This is a genomic window from Variovorax sp. YR266, from assembly GCF_900107295.1.
GTDB lineage: Bacteria > Pseudomonadota > Gammaproteobacteria > Burkholderiales > Burkholderiaceae_C > Variovorax.
In genome coordinates, this window is sequence record NZ_FNPM01000008.1 from 333,052 (window position 1) to 349,697 (window position 16,646).

The 16,646-nt window shown below is 65.5% G+C and carries 16 protein-coding genes; 11 read left to right on the forward strand and 5 right to left on the reverse strand.

The genetic code is table 11. The annotated features are described in order from the left end of the window. Positions 1-3: 3 nt before the first annotated feature. Genes BLW48_RS22135 through rtcR form a run of 4 tightly spaced genes read right to left on the reverse strand, consistent with a single transcriptional unit; the run spans position 4 to position 3,925 of the window. Positions 4-864, reverse strand: coding sequence for an alpha/beta hydrolase (locus BLW48_RS22135; protein WP_093177493.1), 861 nt, complete (start codon positions 862-864; stop codon positions 4-6). After that, a complete protein-coding gene (locus BLW48_RS22140) occupies positions 861-1,436 on the reverse strand; it encodes a 3'-5' exonuclease family protein (RefSeq protein ID WP_093177495.1) in 576 nt (191 codons plus the stop codon). The genes BLW48_RS22135 and BLW48_RS22140 overlap by 4 nt, the downstream gene beginning before the upstream one ends. A gap of 4 nt (positions 1,437-1,440) precedes the next feature. Continuing rightward, on the reverse strand, positions 1,441-2,301 hold the full coding sequence (locus BLW48_RS36075) for a 2'-5' RNA ligase family protein (RefSeq protein ID WP_093177497.1): 861 nt from the start codon (positions 2,299-2,301) through the stop codon (positions 1,441-1,443). A 16-nt stretch (positions 2,302-2,317) separates the two neighbouring features. Beyond that, positions 2,318-3,925, reverse strand: a complete 1,608-nt coding sequence (rtcR, locus tag BLW48_RS22150; RefSeq protein WP_093177499.1) for an RNA repair transcriptional activator RtcR — start codon at positions 3,923-3,925, stop codon at positions 2,318-2,320. Positions 3,926-4,137: 212 nt separating this feature from the next. On the opposite strand from rtcR, the gene BLW48_RS22155 reads away from it, so the two are divergent. The 6 genes from BLW48_RS22155 to rtcA all read left to right on the forward strand — a co-directional run bounded on the left by BLW48_RS22155 (position 4,138) and on the right by rtcA (position 11,296). Next, positions 4,138-5,691 (forward strand): vWA domain-containing protein, encoded by a 1,554-nt coding sequence (locus tag BLW48_RS22155; RefSeq protein ID WP_093177501.1) that lies wholly within the window; start codon positions 4,138-4,140, stop codon positions 5,689-5,691. A gap of 785 nt (positions 5,692-6,476) precedes the next feature. Next, positions 6,477-7,700, forward strand: a complete 1,224-nt coding sequence (locus tag BLW48_RS22160; protein ID WP_093079613.1) for an RtcB family protein — start codon at positions 6,477-6,479, stop codon at positions 7,698-7,700. A gap of 81 nt (positions 7,701-7,781) precedes the next feature. Next, a complete protein-coding gene (locus tag BLW48_RS22165) occupies positions 7,782-8,432 on the forward strand; it encodes a zinc-ribbon domain containing protein (RefSeq protein ID WP_093177503.1) in 651 nt (216 codons plus the stop codon). Continuing rightward, positions 8,432-9,388 carry a ribonuclease Z gene (locus BLW48_RS22170; RefSeq protein ID WP_093177505.1) on the forward strand — a complete coding sequence of 319 codons (957 nt, stop codon included), beginning with the start codon at positions 8,432-8,434 and terminating at the stop codon, positions 9,386-9,388. The genes BLW48_RS22165 and BLW48_RS22170 overlap by 1 nt, the downstream gene beginning before the upstream one ends. Positions 9,389-9,417: 29 nt before the next feature. After that, positions 9,418-10,266 (forward strand): nucleotidyltransferase domain-containing protein, encoded by an 849-nt coding sequence (locus BLW48_RS22175; RefSeq protein WP_093177507.1) that lies wholly within the window; start codon positions 9,418-9,420, stop codon positions 10,264-10,266. Beyond that, a complete protein-coding gene (gene rtcA / locus BLW48_RS22180; protein WP_093177509.1) occupies positions 10,259-11,296 on the forward strand; it encodes an RNA 3'-terminal phosphate cyclase in 1,038 nt (345 codons plus the stop codon). Before BLW48_RS22175 ends, rtcA begins: the two co-directional genes overlap by 8 nt. A gap of 1 nt (position 11,297) precedes the next feature. Here rtcA and BLW48_RS22185 read toward each other — a convergent pair whose 3' ends face one another. Beyond that, positions 11,298-11,747 carry a MarR family winged helix-turn-helix transcriptional regulator gene (locus BLW48_RS22185; RefSeq protein WP_093177510.1) on the reverse strand — a complete coding sequence of 150 codons (450 nt, stop codon included), beginning with the start codon at positions 11,745-11,747 and terminating at the stop codon, positions 11,298-11,300. 74 nt (positions 11,748-11,821) lie between these two features. On the opposite strand from BLW48_RS22185, the gene BLW48_RS22190 reads away from it, so the two are divergent. The 5 genes from BLW48_RS22190 to BLW48_RS22210 all read left to right on the forward strand — a co-directional run bounded on the left by BLW48_RS22190 (position 11,822) and on the right by BLW48_RS22210 (position 16,637). Next, complete coding sequence (locus tag BLW48_RS22190; protein ID WP_093177512.1) at positions 11,822-12,817, forward strand: Bug family tripartite tricarboxylate transporter substrate binding protein; 996 nt, start codon at positions 11,822-11,824, stop codon at positions 12,815-12,817. 7 nt (positions 12,818-12,824) lie between these two features. Further along, positions 12,825-13,796 carry an amidohydrolase family protein gene (locus tag BLW48_RS22195; RefSeq protein WP_093177513.1) on the forward strand — a complete coding sequence of 324 codons (972 nt, stop codon included), beginning with the start codon at positions 12,825-12,827 and terminating at the stop codon, positions 13,794-13,796. 1 nt (position 13,797) lies between these two features. Beyond that, positions 13,798-15,012, forward strand: coding sequence for a 3-hydroxybenzoate 6-monooxygenase (locus BLW48_RS22200; protein WP_093177515.1), 1,215 nt, complete (start codon positions 13,798-13,800; stop codon positions 15,010-15,012). A 16-nt stretch (positions 15,013-15,028) separates the two neighbouring features. Next, a complete protein-coding gene (locus tag BLW48_RS22205; protein ID WP_093177517.1) occupies positions 15,029-15,439 on the forward strand; it encodes a DoxX family protein in 411 nt (136 codons plus the stop codon). Between the two features lie 136 nt (positions 15,440-15,575). Then, positions 15,576-16,637, forward strand: a complete 1,062-nt coding sequence (locus tag BLW48_RS22210) for a maleylacetate reductase (protein WP_093177518.1) — start codon at positions 15,576-15,578, stop codon at positions 16,635-16,637. The last annotated feature ends 9 nt before the right edge of the window (positions 16,638-16,646 follow it).

The following is a 16,646-nucleotide window of genomic DNA, read 5'->3' on the forward strand; positions in this document are numbered from 1 at the left end:
TCGTCATTGCTGCAGCGGATGCTGCGCGGACTCGAAGAACGCGGTCAGCGCCTTGCGGTAGGCGGTGCCGTACCGCAGGGCCGTCATCGGTTCGAGGTGACTGGCGCCCGGCACCTCGATCAGCCGCTTGGGCTCGCGCGCATCGGCCAGCAGGCGCCTCGAATGCGTGGGCGAAATCACCTGGTCGGCTGTGCCATGGATCAGCAGCAGCGGAATGGGCGACACGGCCGCCACGTACTTCGACGCCGCGTACTCGTCGCTCACCAGCATGCCCGCACCCCACAGCTTGTCGTTGGCAATCGATGAGTAGGAATAGAAAGTCGACTCGATGGCCGCCGCCCTCACGCCCGCCCGGTTGCCAGCGCCCACCACCGCAATGGCATTGGTGCCGCCCAGGCTCTGCCCGAAGACGAACAGCCGCTGCGCATCGACATCGCTGCGCGAGCGCACGTAGTTCAGCGCGGCGTTGGAATCCTCGAACACGCCCTTGGGCTCAGGCTTGCCTTCGGACTGGCCGTAGCCGCGGTAGTCGAACACGAACACGTTGTAGTCCTGCTTCGGCAGCCAGGCCGCGAAGCGCCAGTGCGTGCTCATGTTCTGCGCGTTGCCATGGAAGTGCACCACCGTGCCCTTGGCTTCCTTCGGGTTCCGGCGGTTCTCCGCGGGCAGGAACCAGCCGCTCAGGCGCGTGCCGTCTGCGCTGGTGAATTGCACGCTCTCGTAGCGCAGGCCCAGAACGTCGGGCGTTTCATAGGCCACGCTGTCGGGGTAATAGAACATCGACTGCACGCAGCCCGTCAGCATGAGCGGCAGCGCGCACAGCGCCAGCTTCTTGCACCACCGGCGGACAGCGCTGTTCGTCATGTCAGCTCGCTGCCTGCGGTGGCCGCGCGGTTCTCCGCGAGCATGTTGCAGAAGAGGGCACCTTGCTCGATGGCGTCGTCCAGCGCGACGTGCGTGTGCGGCAGCTTGTCGAACCAGCGGCGCGGCATGGCGCGCTTGGTGCTGTCGCGGTAGTCGAGCTTGAGCATCGCCATGGCGAACGACTTGACGTCGAGCGCCGAGTGGCTGAACGGACTCTCGCCCGCAAAGCGCATCAGGTACCAGTAGACGAAAAGAAAGTCGAAGCCCGCCGGGTAGGCGACGAACACCGGCCGCGCGGGCAGGCCCTTGAGCCAGCTCACGTAGTTCTTCATCGCGTGGGCTGGGTCCTGCACATCGGTGCGGCATGCGGCCCAGGCCTCGGGCTGGGTCTTCCACCAGGCAGCGGTCTTGGGGTCGGCCTCGGCGCCGGGCAGGGTGTGCAGGTTGGCGCTGAAGGTGGAGACGAGTTGCTTGTCGGCCGTGTAGGCGGCCGAGCCGAAGCTGAGCATCGAGTTCGGGCCCGGGATGGGGCCGTCGGATTCGACGTCTGTGCTTATGTAGATTTCTGACATGGGTTCAATCGATTTCGAGGATGGACCCGACCGAGCGCTGGAGTTCTTCTATCAGCTCGGGGTCCATGTATTTGTATTCATCGGGAATGTCGAGCACATGGATCGGCTTGCCTTCCAGCATCCGCGTGAACTCGGCCACCAGGCGTGACTTGTGTTTTTCTTCCATCACGAGGATCACGTCGGCCCATTCGACGTCGTCGACGGACACCTTGTGCCGCGCGTTCGGGCTCGTGCCGGCGGAGCGTGCGGAAATCAGCGGGTGCCGGCGCCAGAGTTGTTCCGCGGTCGGGCTGCGCCACTGGTTGCGGCTGCAGATGAAGAGGACGTTGCGCATGAATCGGGTGGAGGCTTGGGGCAGCTGGAAGACATGCATGTCTTGCCAGCGCCCGGACGAGTTTTCTATCAGCGTGACTTCGGCGCACGTCGCATGCACGGCGCCAGATGCGAGGAGGCGAATCTGCAGTTCGGCGGCTGCCGCATCCGCGTCGAGCGTGTTGCCGTGCGCCACCGTCAGATGCGGAATGACGCCTTGGTGCTCGCCGCCGTACGGCGGGAAATCGGGGAAGGCTTCCACGAGCGCCATCGTCATTTCGATGAAGGGCGCGGCCGGCTCCGGTGCGAGGTAGGCGGTTTCGGGGAAGCGCTCGACCTTGGCCAGGGAAAAGTCGAACGACGGCGTCTTGTTCAGAACCTGCTGCGCACGCTCCAGCACTTCGGGTGTGATCAGGGCAGGGTCCATGAAAGGCACGAGCACCGTGATGTGTGCCGGCACGCCGAGTGCGACAGTCGCGTCGTAGCGGCGGCGCAGGTCCCCGACAAGAGCCTCGGCAGCGGGGACTTTCACGGCGAATGCGGAGATGGCCATCGCGGCGGAGGATAGCTCAGGCGTTGGCGGTCTGGCCCCAGTCGAGCCCGTGCTTGACGAGGTACTTGCGCAGCCTGTCCGCATCGTTCACCACGCTGCGTTGCGCGCGCGAGGCCTGGAAGAGCTGGCGGCCCGCATCGGACAGGCTGCGCGATTGCCGGCAGACGCGCACCACCGCTTCGAGCTGCAGGCGGTCGAACAGGTCGAGCGCTGCTGCGCGCTCTTCGCCGAGCAGCGCATCGAGATCGACGTCGCCGCCCGCGACTGCCGACGGCCCCTGGTGCTTCCACAGCCACCGTAGCCGCGCAATCTCCGCTTCCACCAGTGCCACTGGAATGCGTCCGCCATCAGCCAGCGTCGCCAGCCGCGTCACGCTCGCCGACAGGTCGCGGAAGTTGCCGCTCCAGATCGCCTCGCCGCTCTGTGCAAAGCGCAGGTAGGCAGCGCGTGCTTCGGCGTTGAAGCGCACCACGCGATGGTTCTCCGTTGCGTGAATGGCCAGCAGGTGATCGACGTTGGGCTCGATGTCCTCGGGGCGCTGCGCGAGGCCCGGCAGGTCGTAGGTCCAGAGGTTGATCCGAGCGAACAGGTCTTCGCGGAACCGGCCTTCGGCCACGTCGCTGCGCAGGTCGCGGTTGGTGCCGGCGATGAGCTGGAAGTCGCTTTCCACTTCCTTGTCGGCGCCCACCGGGAAGAAGCGCTTCTCCTCGATCGCCTTCAACAGCATGGCTTGCTCGTCGAGCCCGAGCTCGCCGATTTCGTCGAGGAAGAGGGCGCCCTGGTGCGCAGTGCGCAGCAGGCCCGCACGATCACTTGCCGCTCCGGTGAAGGAGCCCTTCTTGTGCCCGAACAGCGTGGACGCCGCCCCGTCCCCGCGCAGCGTCGCGCAGTTCACTTCCACGAATGGCCCCGTCATCTGGTGCCGCGCCTGCTTCAGCTCGAACATGCGCCGCGCCAGGAACGACTTGCCAGCGCCCGTCGGCCCGATCAGCAGGATCGGCGCGCGCGATCGCACGGCCACGCGTTCGATTTCGTCGATCAGCGCATTGAAGCGTGCGTTGCGCGTGGCGATGCCGCTCTTCAGGAACGCGACCGCATCGCGCTGCTCTGCATCGAAGCGCCGCGCGATCACGTCGTAGCGCGACAGGTCGAGGTCGATCAGCGTGCACTTGCCGGCCTCGCCTTCGCGCTGCTTCCTGGGCGGCGAAGTCTGTGCCAGCACGCCGGGCACCACGCGCGATTCCGACAGCAGGAACATGCAGATCTGCGCGACGTGCGTGCCGGTGGTGATGTGCGTCCAGTACTGCTCGCGCTCGGTGTCGAAGCTGTAGCTGCGCGCCCAGTCGTACAGGCGCGTGTAGACCTCGCCGAAATCCCACGGGTCCGCAAGGTCGAGCGGCACGAGGTTGACGGTGGTCTCGGGAGACACGGTGGCGATGTCGGCCTTCACCACTTCCGCCAGCGCCTTGTGCCGCAGCGTGTAGAGCAGCTCCATGCGCGAGACGACCATGTCCTCGTGCTGGGCGAGCGAGACGGTGGGACGCCACTTGTTCCAGCGGCCCGCGCCCTGGCCGGCGTCGAGTTGGGTGCCGAGGAAGCCGATGACGACGATTGGTTTTTTCATTTATTCGCTAAATAGCTAGCAAAAATTATAAGAATACTGGATAAGTCTTCTGGGATTTTTGAGATCAATCAGGTCTGCGGTGGAAAAAGCTCAACCAAATCAAGGACTTGAAATATTCAAAGCCGAACAGGCCACCACTGGCACACCCATTGCAATAAGGATCACACACAAGAAAACAACTGAACAAAAAGAACCTCGCAAGGAGCAATCAAATGGCCAACCTGCAACTCTTCCAGACCCTGCGCGGCGCACTGCAGCCGCAAGCCGCAGCCCGCAACGAAGCCGGCGGTGCCGCCTACGCGCTGTCGCCCAAGCACCAGCTGGCGCAACTCGCAGCCACCGGTTGCCTGAACAACACCTTCTACGCACAAGCGCAGGATCAACTCGACGCCGTGCTGGCCCTGGCCCGCGAGGTCGATCCGGTGTTCGTGGCCAAGACGGCTGTGTACGCCCGCCGCGCTGGCCACATGAAGGACATGCCGGCGCTGCTGGCCGCCACGCTGGCGGTGCGCGACGTGTCACTGCTCGCCAAGGTGTTCCCCCGCGTGGTGGACAACGGCAAGATGCTGCGCAACTTCGTGCAGATGCTGCGTTCCGGCGCGGTGGGCCGCAAGTCGCTCGGTACGCGTCCGAAGAAGCTCGTGCAGCAATGGCTGCTCGAAGCGACTGAAGCGCAGCTGTTGAACGCCTCGGTGGGCAACACGCCGTCGCTGGCCGACGTGGTGAAGATGGTTCACCCGAAGCCCGCCGAAGCCTGGCGCGCAGCGTGGTTTGCGTGGTTGATCGATCGTCCGTATGCGCTGGAGGCACTGCCTCCGGTGACGCAGGCCTTCGAACGCTTCAAGCGCGACCGTGCGCAAGAGGTGCCCGACGTGCCGTTCCAGATGCTGACTGCGCTGGAGCTGGATACGCAGGCATGGGCGCAGATCGCACAGCGCGGTTCGTGGCAGATGGTGCGTCAGAACCTGAACACCTTTGCCCGCCACGGCGTGTTCGCACTGCCGGGCCTCGCGGAAGCGGTGGCTGCCAAGCTGCGTGATCCGCAAGCGGTGGCCAAGGCCCGCGTGCTGCCGTACCAGTTGATGGCGGCCTACACCGCAACCGGCACCGAGGTGCCCCAGATGGTGAAGGAAGCGCTGCAGGACGCGATGGAACTCGCGCTGGCCAACGTGCCGGTGTTCGAGGGCCGCGTGGTGGTGTGCCCTGACGTGTCGGGCTCGATGAGCTCGCCTGTGACGGGCCACCGCGGCTCGGCGACCACTGCGGTGCGCTGCATCGACGTGGCCGCGCTGGTTGCTGCCGCTGTGCTGCGCCGCAATGCGGATGCGCGTGTGCTGCCCTTCGAGACGAAGGTGGTGTCGTTGCAGCTGAATCCTCGCGATTCGGTGATGACCAACGCAGCCAGGCTGGCGGCGGTGGGCGGTGGCGGTACTTCGTGCAGCGCGCCGCTGGCGTTGCTGAACCGCGAGAAGGCGCAAGCCGATCTGGTGGTGCTGGTGTCGGACAACGAATCGTGGGCCGACCCTGCACGTGGCCGCGGTACCGCGACCATGCAGGAATGGGCGGCGTTCAAGGAGCGCAACCCGAAGGCCCGGATGGTCTGCATTGACATCCAGCCATACGCGACCACCCAGGCGCAGGAGCGTGACGATGTGCTGAACATCGGCGGCTTCAGCGACGAAGTGTTCAAGCTGCTGGCGGTGTATGCCGCGGGTGGCCTGGGCGCCGACCACTGGGTGGGTGTGATCGAGGAGACCTCGATCTGAAAGAAAGGAGGGTGTCGCGGGCTCGGCTCGCGGCACCACCCGAGAAATTGATTGATGTCGTCGTCCGGCGAATGCAGATGTGAGTACATCCAACCATGTTTCCCTCACATCGAACGTTAGTCGCCGGACGGGGGCAAAGGGTTGAAGTGCGAATGCAGGCAGGACTACATCTGGACGCCCGGGGGTCGAACCCCAACACCAGTTCGCTGGTGGGCATGTCTTGCCATCCTCGTCGCACTCTTTTTTTGCAGCGAATGCTGACGGAACTACAGACTCCTAATCTCGTGGTCGCGGGTTCGAATCCCGCCGGTCGGAAGACCGTAGCTCAGTGGTTAGAGCACGCCGTTTCGTCGATTCTTGTCGCTGCTTTTTGTTTTGAGGTGAATGCAGGCGGGTTTACAGGTAAGAGCGTCATGGTCTTGGCCATGAAGGTCCCGGGTCCGAGTCCCGGTCTGTTTCGGCAGATAGCTCAGTTCACAACCCGCCGCTCCTGGTCACCTCTTTTTGTTTCGGGCACGCAGGCACAGAAGGGAGCGCCACTGCCAAAAATGTTGATATTGCCGGCAGCCTGGGTAAGACCAGGTACGGCGGGAAAGTCGGTTGACGAGCAAGGTTGAGGATGCAGGTGCTGGCTCCGATGACGGGTCTGTCACTGGCGCGCGTTTCCAATCGTCGACTGGGCCATCGGACTCAAGAACCATGGTCGCCGTATTGATGCGGGTTCGAATCCCGCCGTGTCCACCAGTTGGTCGTAAAGAATAGATAGATAGACAGAGAGAAAAGAAATGGAACAGAACTACAACCTCCACGAAGTCGAAAACGGCGTGCCCGTGAAGATGTGGACCCGCGGCGTGCCCGTGGAAGCCGAAGCGCAGAAGCAGCTCGAGAACGCAGCACGCCTGCCTATCGTGTTCAAGCACATCGCGGCCATGCCCGACGTGCACTACGGCATCGGTGCGACCGTGGGGTCGGTGATCCCGACCTTCAAGGCCATCATCCCGGCCGCGGTGGGCGTGGACATCGGTTGCGGAATGATGGCGTGCAAGACCACGCTGCATGCCAACGACCTGCCCGACAACCTGGGACCGCTGCGCGGCGCGATCGAGAAGGCCGTGCCACACGGTTCTAACCCCAAGCGCATGGGCCGCGATAAAGGCTCGTGGGAAACGCCACCGAACGAAACCGACGTGGCGTGGGGTGCGCTGAAGGACGAGTTCGACGCAATCTGCGAAGACTACCCGCGCCTGAAGAACACCAACAACCACAAGCACCTGGGAACGCTGGGTACGGGCAACCACTTCATCGAGGTGTGCCTGGATGAAGCGGGTTCCGTGTGGTTCATGCTGCACTCGGGTTCGCGCGGCGTGGGTAACGCCATCGGTACGCACTTCATCGAGCTTGCCAAGAAAGACGCCGAGCTGCACCAGCGCAACCTGCCCGATCAGGACCTGGCGTACTTCGAGGAAGGCGCCCAGTACTTCGGCGACTACGTGCGTGCGGTGGGCTGGGCCCAGAAGTTCGCGCGTGCCAACCGCGAAGTGATGATGCAGCGCGTGGTCGCGGCCGTGCGCAAGGTCATCACCAAGCCTTTCGAGGCGCACGTGGAAGCGGTGAACTGCCACCACAACTACGTGAGCCGCGAAACGCACTTCGGTGAAGACGTGCTCATCACCCGCAAGGGCGCGGTGAGCGCAAAGGCCGGTGAGCTGGGGATCATCCCCGGCAGCATGGGCGCCAAGAGCTTCATCGTGCGCGGAAAGGGCAACCCCGAGAGCTTCATGAGCTGCAGCCACGGCGCTGGTCGAAAGATGAGCCGTACCAAGGCGAAGAAGCTCTACACCGTGGCCGACCAGATCGCCGCGACCGAAGGCGTGGAATGCCGAAAAGACGCCGACGTGATCGACGAGATTCCGATGGCCTACAAGGACATCGACGCGGTGATGGATGCGCAGAAAGACCTGGTGGAGGTGGTTTACACGCTCAAGCAGGTTGTTTGCGTGAAAGGTTGAACGTGATGCTGTAGGAGGGGAAAGGGGCCGCGACAAGCGGGCCCGCCTTCGTAGCGTCGCATTACGAAGGTTCGAAGAAAAATGAAGAGCAACAAACAACGCCGCGCCGAGATCAAGGCGCATCGCCTCAATCGCGCTGTCGCACAGGCTGCACGCCTGCGCGCGCAGGATGTCCGACCGCTGCGGGCCGACGACGAATACTCGCCTGGACGAGAGCTGGCGGATCGGCTCGTTTTGCAGCTGCATAACAACACGTATGGAATGCTGCCCGCCTTCTACGTAGCGCGCCCTTTCACCTGCCGCGATTGCGGTGCCGAAGAGGTGTGGACCGCCAAGCAACAGAAGTGGTGGTACGAGGTAGTGCACGGCGCCATCGATAGCCGGGCGGTGCGTTGCCTTGCATGCCGCCGCGCGCGTCGCCAGTGCTTGCGGAACACCGAGCCGGGCGCGAACCTTCTGCGCGAGCAGACGGATCGCCTGCGTGCGTTGGGCGCAACGAAGCCGAATGCGCAAGCCGAAGCCGAAATCGAAGCCGCACTGCAAAGCAAGTGGTGGAGCCTGCGTGTCGTAGCGATTCAGACGCTCGGTCGTTGGGGAGGCGCGGAGAATCTCGCAAGGCTCCATGCGTTCATGGCGGCCCGTCCGGAAGGCGGACGCCGATACTTTGGTTGGGAGCGGGTCGCTGCGGACGCCGCGAGAAGCGCACTGATGTACAGGGAACGATCGACGTGATGATGAAACTGACTTTCCTGGGGACCTCCTCAGGCACCCCCACGCGCCACCGCAACGTCTCCGGACTCGCCGTGCAGACGGGGCTCAACGCCGACTGGTTCCTGATCGACTGCGGCGAGGGCACGCAGCATCGCGTGCTGCAAACGCCGCTGTCCTTGAACGACCTGGTCGCCATCTGCATCACGCATGTGCACGGCGACCATTGCTACGGCCTGCCGGGCCTGCTCGCGAGCGCGGGCATGGGCAAGCGCACGAAGCCGCTGAAGCTGATCGCGCCGCTGCCGGTGTGGGAGTGGTTCGAGGCTACGCGCGCACTGACCGACCTGCATCTGCCCTACGAGGTCGAGCACGTGGATCTCGAAGACCAGCCGCTGGTATACGAGGCGCCCGGTGTGCGCATCGACCGCCATGTGCTGCGGCACCGGGTGCCGAGCCACGCCTACCGCGTGCAGGTCGAGACTCGTCGTTCACGGCTGAAGGCCGATGCGTTGCGTGCCATCGGCCTGCCGCCAGGGCCCGCATGGCGCGCGCTGCAGACCGGCGAAGACGTGCCCTTCAACGGCGAGGTGCTGCGCAGTGCCGACTATGCAGACACGCAGGTCGACACAGCGACCGCGGTGCTGGGCGGCGACAACGCCGAGCCCGCGCTGCTGCGCGATGCCTGCAAGGGCGCGCAACTGCTGGTGCACGAAGCCACCTTCACGCAGGACGCGCTCGACAAGGTCGGCCCCGGGCCGATGCACAGTTCCGCGCGCCTGTTGGCCGAGTTTGCGCAAACCGTCGAAGTGCCGAACCTGATCCTCACGCATTTCAGCGCGCGCCACCAGAACGAAGAGGGTATGACGGCGCTGATGGCCGAGGCGCAGGCGCACTACAGCGGCAATGCGTTCCTGGCCAATGACCTGGACGTGTACGAGCTCGACAGTGCCGGCAAGGTGACAGTCACGCGGGCCTGACGAGAGAAAAGAAGAAAGAAGAATCGAAGATGAGTACCGAAGAAGAATTCCTGCGCTCCGCCCACCCGATCGAGCCCGCCATGCGCGCGCAGATCATGGAGGCCCTGCGCGACATCGAAGCGAAGCACGACGTGACTGTGCTCTTCGCCTGCGAATCCGGCAGCCGCGGCTGGGGCTTTGCCTCGCCCGACAGCGACTACGACGTGCGCTTCATCTACGTCAACCGCCTGCCGTGGTACCTCACGGTGACGCCGCGCCGCGACGTGATCGAGGTGCCGATCAGCGGCGACCTCGACATCAACGGCTGGGACCTGCGCAAGGCGCTAGGCCTGATGCGCGAGTCGAACCCGACGCTGCTCGAATGGCTGCGCTCGCCCATCGTGTACCGCGACGACGTGGTGGCGATGCCGCGTTTCCGCGCCCTGTCGGAGGCGGTGTTTTCCAACGCGCGCGGCTGGCACCACTACAGCTCGATGGCAAAGAAGAACTTCCGCGAGCACCTGCAGGCCGACGAGGTGCGCTACAAGAAATACCTCTATGTGCTGCGCCCGCTGCTGGCCGCGCGCTGGATCCGCTCGCAGCCCGGCGTGCCGCCGATGCGCTTCGCCGACCTGGCGCAGCGCACGCTCGACCCGGCGCGCGATGCGGCGCTGATCGACGAGATCAACGCGCTGCTCGAAGTGAAGATGCGCGCGGGCGAAGCCGCGACCAGCCCGCGCTGGCCCGGCATCCACGCGTTCATCGAATCCGAGCTGGCGGCCAATGCGGCGGAGCCGGTGACGCCGCTGCCGCAGGCCGAAGAGGCCGGCCTCGATGCATTCCTGCACGAGACGGTGCTGCGCTTCGAGAAGGCAAAGACGGAGGCCGCACATGATTGAACTCGACGGTTCGCAAGGCGAGGGCGGCGGCCAGATCCTGCGCACCAGCCTCGCGCTGTCGGTGGTCACGGGCCAGCCGCTGACCATCGAGAAGATCCGCGCGGGCCGCGCCAAGCCGGGGCTGATGCGCCAGCACCTTGCGTGCGTGAACGCGGTTGCCGAAATCAGTGGCGCGCAGGTTGAAGGCGCGGAGCTGGGTTCGCAGTCGCTGCGCTTCCAGCCCGGCCCGGTGCGCGCGGGCGAGTACCGCTTCGCCATTGCCAGCGCGGGCAGCTGCATGCTGGTGCTGCAGACCGTGCTGCCACCGCTGCTGCTTGCTGGCGCGACCAGCCGTGTGCACCTGAGCGGCGGTACGCACAACCCGATGGCGCCGCCCTTCCATTTTCTTGAACGTGCCTTCGCGCCGCTGGTGCGCCGCCTGGGCGCGGACCTGCAACTGACGCTGCGCCGCTGCGGCTTCTATCCGGCCGGTGGCGGCGAGGTCGAGGCGACCGTCGTGCCGGCGGCCGGCGCGCTGCAGCCCTTCGATCTGATGGCGCGCGGCGCGCACCAGTCGAACTACGCCGAATGCCTGGCGCCCGGCTTGCCGCGCCACGTGCCGACGCGCGAGCTCGATACGCTGGGCGGCGCGATGGGTTGGTCTGGCGAGCAGCTGCGCTTCGGCACGGTGCGCCAGAACGAAGGCCCCGGCAATGCGCTGATGGCCACGCTGGCGTACGAGCACGTCACCGAGGTCTTCACGGCCTTCGGCGAGAAGTCGCTGAGCGCCGAGCAGGTGGCGCACTGTCTGGTGAAGGAGCTGCGCGCGTTCCAGAAGAGCGAGGCCGCGGTCGGCCCGCACCTTGCGGATCAGCTGGCGTTGCTGCTGGCGCTCGCGGCGTGGCAGAGCAAGAAGGCCTGCGCCTTTACCTGCAGCGAGGTGACGGAGCACACGCGCACCAACTGCGCGGTGATCGAGCGCTTTCTGCCGGTGCGCTTCGCGATCACCGAGAGCCGTCAGGCTTCGACTGTGCAGGTCTCGCCGGGCTAGCTCAGGCCAGCGGCGTTGCGTTGGCGTACAGGCGCAGCAGCATCGCGCGCAGCGTCTTCACTTCCGCCGAGCTGAAGTCCGAGGTGGCCACCGCCTCGTAGTGCTGCGCGAGCGGAATCAGCTCGCAGGTCAGCGCGAGGCCGCGCTCCGTGAGCGCGATGCGCACCGCGCGCTTGTCGGTGTCGCACTTCTCGCGCGCCACCAGTTCGTTCGCCGCCAGCCGGTCGACGATGCGCGACAGCGCCGACAGATCGGTCGACGCGTGCGTGGCCAGTTCAGACAGTGTCTGCCGCGGCGTGTGCTGCAGCGACGCACACACGCGCCATTCGCTGAGGCTGAGTCCGTAGGGCTTCAATGCCTTCGCAAAGGCATTGCCCATGCGCGCGCCGGCGCGTGCCAGCAGGAAGGGAATCGCCTTCTCGAGGTCGTGATCTTGGGGCAGGGTTTTCATCTAGACATGCTTGAACAATCAAGTATATAGTCCGCCGCAATTGCTTGAATAATCAAGCAAATACGGAGACGATCATGAGCCTGAAGCCATCCCGCAGAGCTGCCCTCGTATGCGCCATCGCACTGTCTTTCCTGGGAACGACGCCACTGGCAAACGCTCAGGGAACGGCTGCCAAGTGGCCCCAGCAGGCGGTGCGCTTCGTGGTGCCGTTCCCCGCAGGGTCGGCGCCCGACGTGCTGATCCGCCATGTGGGCGCCAAGCTCGGCGAGAAGTGGGGACAAGGCGTGATCGTCGACAACAAGCCCGGCGGCAGCGGCGTGATCGGCATGAACGCGATCCTGGCTGCGCCTGCCGATGGCTACACCTTCGGCTTCGTGCAGGGCTCGGCGATTTCGGTGGCGCCCAGCACCATCAAGGGTGTGACCTACGACTTCAACCGCGACTTCGTGCCGGTCACGCTCGCGGCTGTCGCGCCTTTCATGCTCGCAGTACCGGCCAATTCGCCCTACAAGACGCTCGCGGACTTCATCGCCGCCGCACGCGCCAAGCCGCAGGGCATCGAGGTGGCAGACAACGGCCGCGGCACCGCGCCGCACCTGGCTTCGGCATTGCTTGGGCTGCAGTCGGGCGCGCAGTTTCTCGAAGTGCACTACCCGGGGGGCGCGCAGGCCATGCAGGCCACGCTGGGCGGTCAGACGCAGATGATGGTCGAGACCTACAACGTGGTCGCCGGCAACGTGCAGGGAGGGCGCATGCGCGTGCTGGCCAGCATGGGCGACCGCGTTGAGGCCGGGCTGGAGCAGTTCCCGCTCGCGAGCAAGACAGTGCCCGGTGCGGTGGCGCATGGCTGGTTCGCCGTCATCGCGAAGAAGGGCGTTGACCCGCAGGTGCTCGCGAAGCTCAACAAGGACATGAACGAGGCGCTGCTGTTGCCCGACGTGGTGGCCAAGTCGCGCGAGCTGGGCACCTACCCGCGCCCTGGCACCCCCGAACAGCTGGCGCGCTACATCGCCGACGACCGCAAGACCTGGCAGGACGTGCTGGACAAGCTCAACATCAAACCGGAGTGATTTCCCCATGAAGAACAAGATTGCGCTCGAAGAGCATTTCGCGATCGACCTGACGATCGGCGACTCGCAGGTATACGCCCGCCCCGAGGTATGGCAGGGCCTGAAGAGCAACCTGCTCGACTTCGAGCAGCAGCGCCTCGAGCAGATGGACGAGTGGGGCACCGAGCTGTCGATCCTCTCGCTCAACTCGCCGGCGGTGCAGGCCATTCCCGATGCGAAACGCGCCGTCGAAGTCGCGCAGCGCGCCAACGACGTGCTGGCCGAGCAGACGAAGCGCCATCCCACCCGCTTCGGTGGGTTCGCGGCGTTGCCCATGCAAGACCCCAAGGCGGCCGCGCGCGAGCTGGAGCGCTGCGTGACGCAGCTGGGCTTCCACGGCTTCCTGGTCAACGGCTTCTCGCAGGTGGGCGACGAGAACACCGTCGTCTATTACGACGACCCGCGCTTCACCGATTTCTGGGCCGTCGCCGCCGCATTGAAGAAGCCTTTCTACATGCACCCGCGCGACCCGCTGCTGAGCCGCGAGCCCATCTACGAAGGCGCGCACTGGCTCACCGGACCCACCTGGGCCTTTGCGGTCGAGACCGGCCTGCATGCGCTGCGCATCATGTCGAGCGGCCTGTTCGACCGGCACCCCGACCTGCAGATGATCCTCGGCCACTTCGGCGAGGGCATTCCCTTCAACATCTGGCGCGTTGACCACATCCTGCGCAAAGGCCGGCGCGGCATGCCCTGCGACAAGGAAATCGGCGACTACCTGCGCAGCAACGTGCACATCACGACCAGCGGCAACTTCCGCACGCCCACGCTGCTGTCGACGATGCTCGAAGTGGGGGCGGACCGCATCATGTATTCGGTCGACTACCCGTTCGAGAAGCATGAGGACGCGGCCCGCTGGTTCGACAAGTGCGAGATCAGCGAGAACGACCGCCAGAAGATCGGCCGCGACAACGCGCGCAAGCTGTTCGGATTGAAGTGACATGCGCACCGTGAAAGACACCCGCCCCGTGCTCGTGGCCGGCGGCGGCATCGGCGGGCTCGCCGCTGCGCTGGCGCTGGTGCGCGAGGGCTATCGCGTGAAGGTGATCGAGCAGGCCGGCCAGATCGGCGAGATCGGTGCCGGCATCCAGCTCAGCCCCAACGCCTTCGCGGCTTGCGACGCGTTGGGCGTGGGCGAGCATCTGCGCGCCAAGGCGGTCTACACCGAAGAGATGGTGATGTTCGATGCCATCGACGCGAAGCGCGTGGCGAGCATCTCGTTGTCCGATCGCTTTCGCGAGCGCTTCGGCAACCCCTATGCGGTGATCCACCGCGCCGACATCCATGGTGCGTTGCTCGAAGGCGTGAAGGCCACGACAGAAGGCATCGAGTTCCTCACCTCGACCAAGGTCGTGCACATCGAGCAGGACGACGCAGGCGTGACGCTGATCGATGCGGAGGGCGGCCGGCACGAAGGCCAGGCCGTGATCGGCTGCGACGGCGTGCGCTCGGCGGTGCGCCAACAGTACGTGGGCGACAGCATCCGCGTATCGGGCCATGTGGTGTTTCGTGCCGTGATCGACACGGCCGACTTCCCCGAGGCGCTGCGCTTCACCGCGCCATGCATCTGGGTCGGGCCCAACTGCCACCTGGTGCACTACCCGTTGAAGGGCGGCGACAAGTTCAACATGGCGGTCACCTTCCACAGCGACCAGCCCGAGGAGTGGGGTTCGATGGACGGCGACCCGGCGGAGGTGCAGCGCTACTTCCGCCCGACCTGCGAGCAGGTGCAGCAGCTGCTGCGCATTCCGAAAGCGTGGAAGCGCTATTCCACAGCCGACCGCAACCCCATCGAGCAATGGACCTTCGGCCGCGCCACGCTGCTGGGCGATGCGGCGCACCCGATGGTGCAGTACCTGGCGCAGGGCGCGTGCATGGCCTGCGAGGACGCCGTGACGCTGGGCCTCGCGCTGCGCCGCGAAGAGGGCGACTGGCCGCGCGCGCTGGCTTTATACGAACGCTCCCGCGTTGCCCGCACCGCGCGTGTCGTGCTCTCGGCCCGCGAGATGGGCCGCATCTACCACGCCAAGGGCGTCGAGCGGCTGGTGCGCAACAGCATGTGGACGGGCAGGCCGCAGGAGCGCTTCTACGACGCGCTCGAATGGCTCTACGGCTGGACGGCCGCCAACTGCCTGGGCGACGAGAAGGCCGCGTGAAATTCAAGGAAACGACATGACGACAAACGAACCCTTTCGCGGCTGGACCGTGGCCGCCCGCGTGCTGATGGCGGTGATCTTCCTGGTCGCGGGTGTGCGCAAGCTCATGACCTATGGAGCGACGCTCGGCTACTTCGCCAAGCTCGGCATCCCGCTGGCCGACGTGGTGCTGCCGTTGACCATCGCGCTCGAGATCGGCGGCGGGCTGCTGCTGATCGTTGGCTGGCGCGTGCAATGGGTTGCCGGTGCGCTGGCCTTGTTCACGCTGGCCACTGCCTTCGCAGCGCATGCGTTCTGGGCCGCCGACGCGGCGCAGTTCAATGCGCAGCTCAACAATTTCCTGAAGAACGTGGCCATGGCCGGCGGGTTCCTGCTGCTCATCGTTCAGGCGGGCGCTGGCGAGAGGGCTGCTGGCAATCGGGGCTGAGCGGAAAACTCCTTTCCGTTCCTGTCGTTGAATGAGTAGGCGGCCCGGCGGGACACTCGCCCGGCGGGCCGCCGGCGTATCGTGATGCCCGGCATCGGCCGTTCATGAACATTCGAGAGACAGACAGGAAAAAGCCATGACCACACCATCGTTCGTCTACACCAGCGTGCCCCAGCGGGTGGTGTTCGGCGCGGGCTCGCTGCAGCACCTGGCGCGCGAGATCGACCTACTAGGTGCGCGCCGGGCCCTGGTGCTGTCCACGCCCGAGCAGCGCCCGCAGGCCGAGCGCGTGGCCGACATGCTGGGCGCACACGCGGCCGGTGTGTTCGACCGTGCCGTGATGCATGTGCCCATCGAAACGGCGCGTGAGGCGCGGGAAGTGGCCGCCCGGCTGGGCGCGGACTGCGCCGTGGCCATCGGCGGCGGTTCCACCACCGGGCTGGGCAAGGCCATCGCGCTCGATTCGGGCCTTCCGATCCTCGCCATCCCGACCACCTACGCGGGCTCCGAGATGACGCCGATCTACGGCATCACCGAAGCCGGCATGAAGAAGACGGGCAAGGATTTCAAGGTGCTGCCGCGTACCGTCATCTACGACCCCGAGCTTTCGCTGGGCCTGCCCGTGGGCATGAGCGTGACCAGCGGCATCAACGCCATCGCGCATGCGGCCGAAGGGCTCTACGCGGTCGATTCGAATCCGATCATGGACCTGATGGCGCAGGAAGGCATTGCAGCACTGGGCCGCGCGTTGCCGGTGATCCGTGCCACGCCCAAGGATGCGAGTGCCCGCAGCGACGCGCTCTATGGCGCCTGGCTCTGCGGCACGGTGCTCGGCAATGTCGGCATGGCGCTGCACCACAAGCTGTGCCACACGCTGGGCGGCAGCTTCAACCTGCCGCATGCCGAGACCCACACCATCGTGCTGCCGCATGCGCTGGCCTACAACGCCGAAGCGGCGCCGCAGGCCATGGCGCGTATCGCGCAGGCGCTTGGGGGAAGCACTGCCGCGCAAGCCGTGTACGACCTTGCACGCGACAACGGTGCGCCGGTTGCGTTGCGCGACATCGGCATGAAGGAATCCGATCTCGACCTGGCCTGCGAGCATGCGCTGAAGAACCAGTACCCCAATCCGCGCCCTCTGGAGCGCGATGCGATTCGTGCCTTGTTGCAGAACGCGTGGGAAGGTGTGCGGCCCTGATTTGCGGCA

Bases quoted from the DNA above. Each gene is read 5' to 3' on its own strand.
- BLW48_RS22135 (WP_093177493.1), bottom strand. From the start codon at position 864: ATGACGAACAGCGCTGTCCGCCGGTGGTGCAAGAAGCTGGCGCTGTGC.
- BLW48_RS22140 (WP_093177495.1), bottom strand. From the start codon at position 1,436: ATGTCAGAAATCTACATAAGCACAGACGTCGAATCCGACGGCCCCATC.
- BLW48_RS36075 (WP_093177497.1), bottom strand. From the start codon at position 2,301: ATGGCCATCTCCGCATTCGCCGTGAAAGTCCCCGCTGCCGAGGCTCTT.
- rtcR (WP_093177499.1), bottom strand. From the start codon at position 3,925: ATGAAAAAACCAATCGTCGTCATCGGCTTCCTCGGCACCCAACTCGAC.
- BLW48_RS22155 (WP_093177501.1), top strand. From the start codon at position 4,138: ATGGCCAACCTGCAACTCTTCCAGACCCTGCGCGGCGCACTGCAGCCG.
- BLW48_RS22160 (WP_093079613.1), top strand. From the start codon at position 6,477: ATGGAACAGAACTACAACCTCCACGAAGTCGAAAACGGCGTGCCCGTG.
- BLW48_RS22165 (WP_093177503.1), top strand. From the start codon at position 7,782: ATGAAGAGCAACAAACAACGCCGCGCCGAGATCAAGGCGCATCGCCTC.
- BLW48_RS22170 (WP_093177505.1), top strand. From the start codon at position 8,432: ATGATGAAACTGACTTTCCTGGGGACCTCCTCAGGCACCCCCACGCGC.
- BLW48_RS22175 (WP_093177507.1), top strand. From the start codon at position 9,418: ATGAGTACCGAAGAAGAATTCCTGCGCTCCGCCCACCCGATCGAGCCC.
- rtcA (WP_093177509.1), top strand. From the start codon at position 10,259: ATGATTGAACTCGACGGTTCGCAAGGCGAGGGCGGCGGCCAGATCCTG.
- BLW48_RS22185 (WP_093177510.1), bottom strand. From the start codon at position 11,747: ATGAAAACCCTGCCCCAAGATCACGACCTCGAGAAGGCGATTCCCTTC.
- BLW48_RS22190 (WP_093177512.1), top strand. From the start codon at position 11,822: ATGAGCCTGAAGCCATCCCGCAGAGCTGCCCTCGTATGCGCCATCGCA.
- BLW48_RS22195 (WP_093177513.1), top strand. From the start codon at position 12,825: ATGAAGAACAAGATTGCGCTCGAAGAGCATTTCGCGATCGACCTGACG.
- BLW48_RS22200 (WP_093177515.1), top strand. From the start codon at position 13,798: ATGCGCACCGTGAAAGACACCCGCCCCGTGCTCGTGGCCGGCGGCGGC.
- BLW48_RS22205 (WP_093177517.1), top strand. From the start codon at position 15,029: ATGACGACAAACGAACCCTTTCGCGGCTGGACCGTGGCCGCCCGCGTG.
- BLW48_RS22210 (WP_093177518.1), top strand. From the start codon at position 15,576: ATGACCACACCATCGTTCGTCTACACCAGCGTGCCCCAGCGGGTGGTG.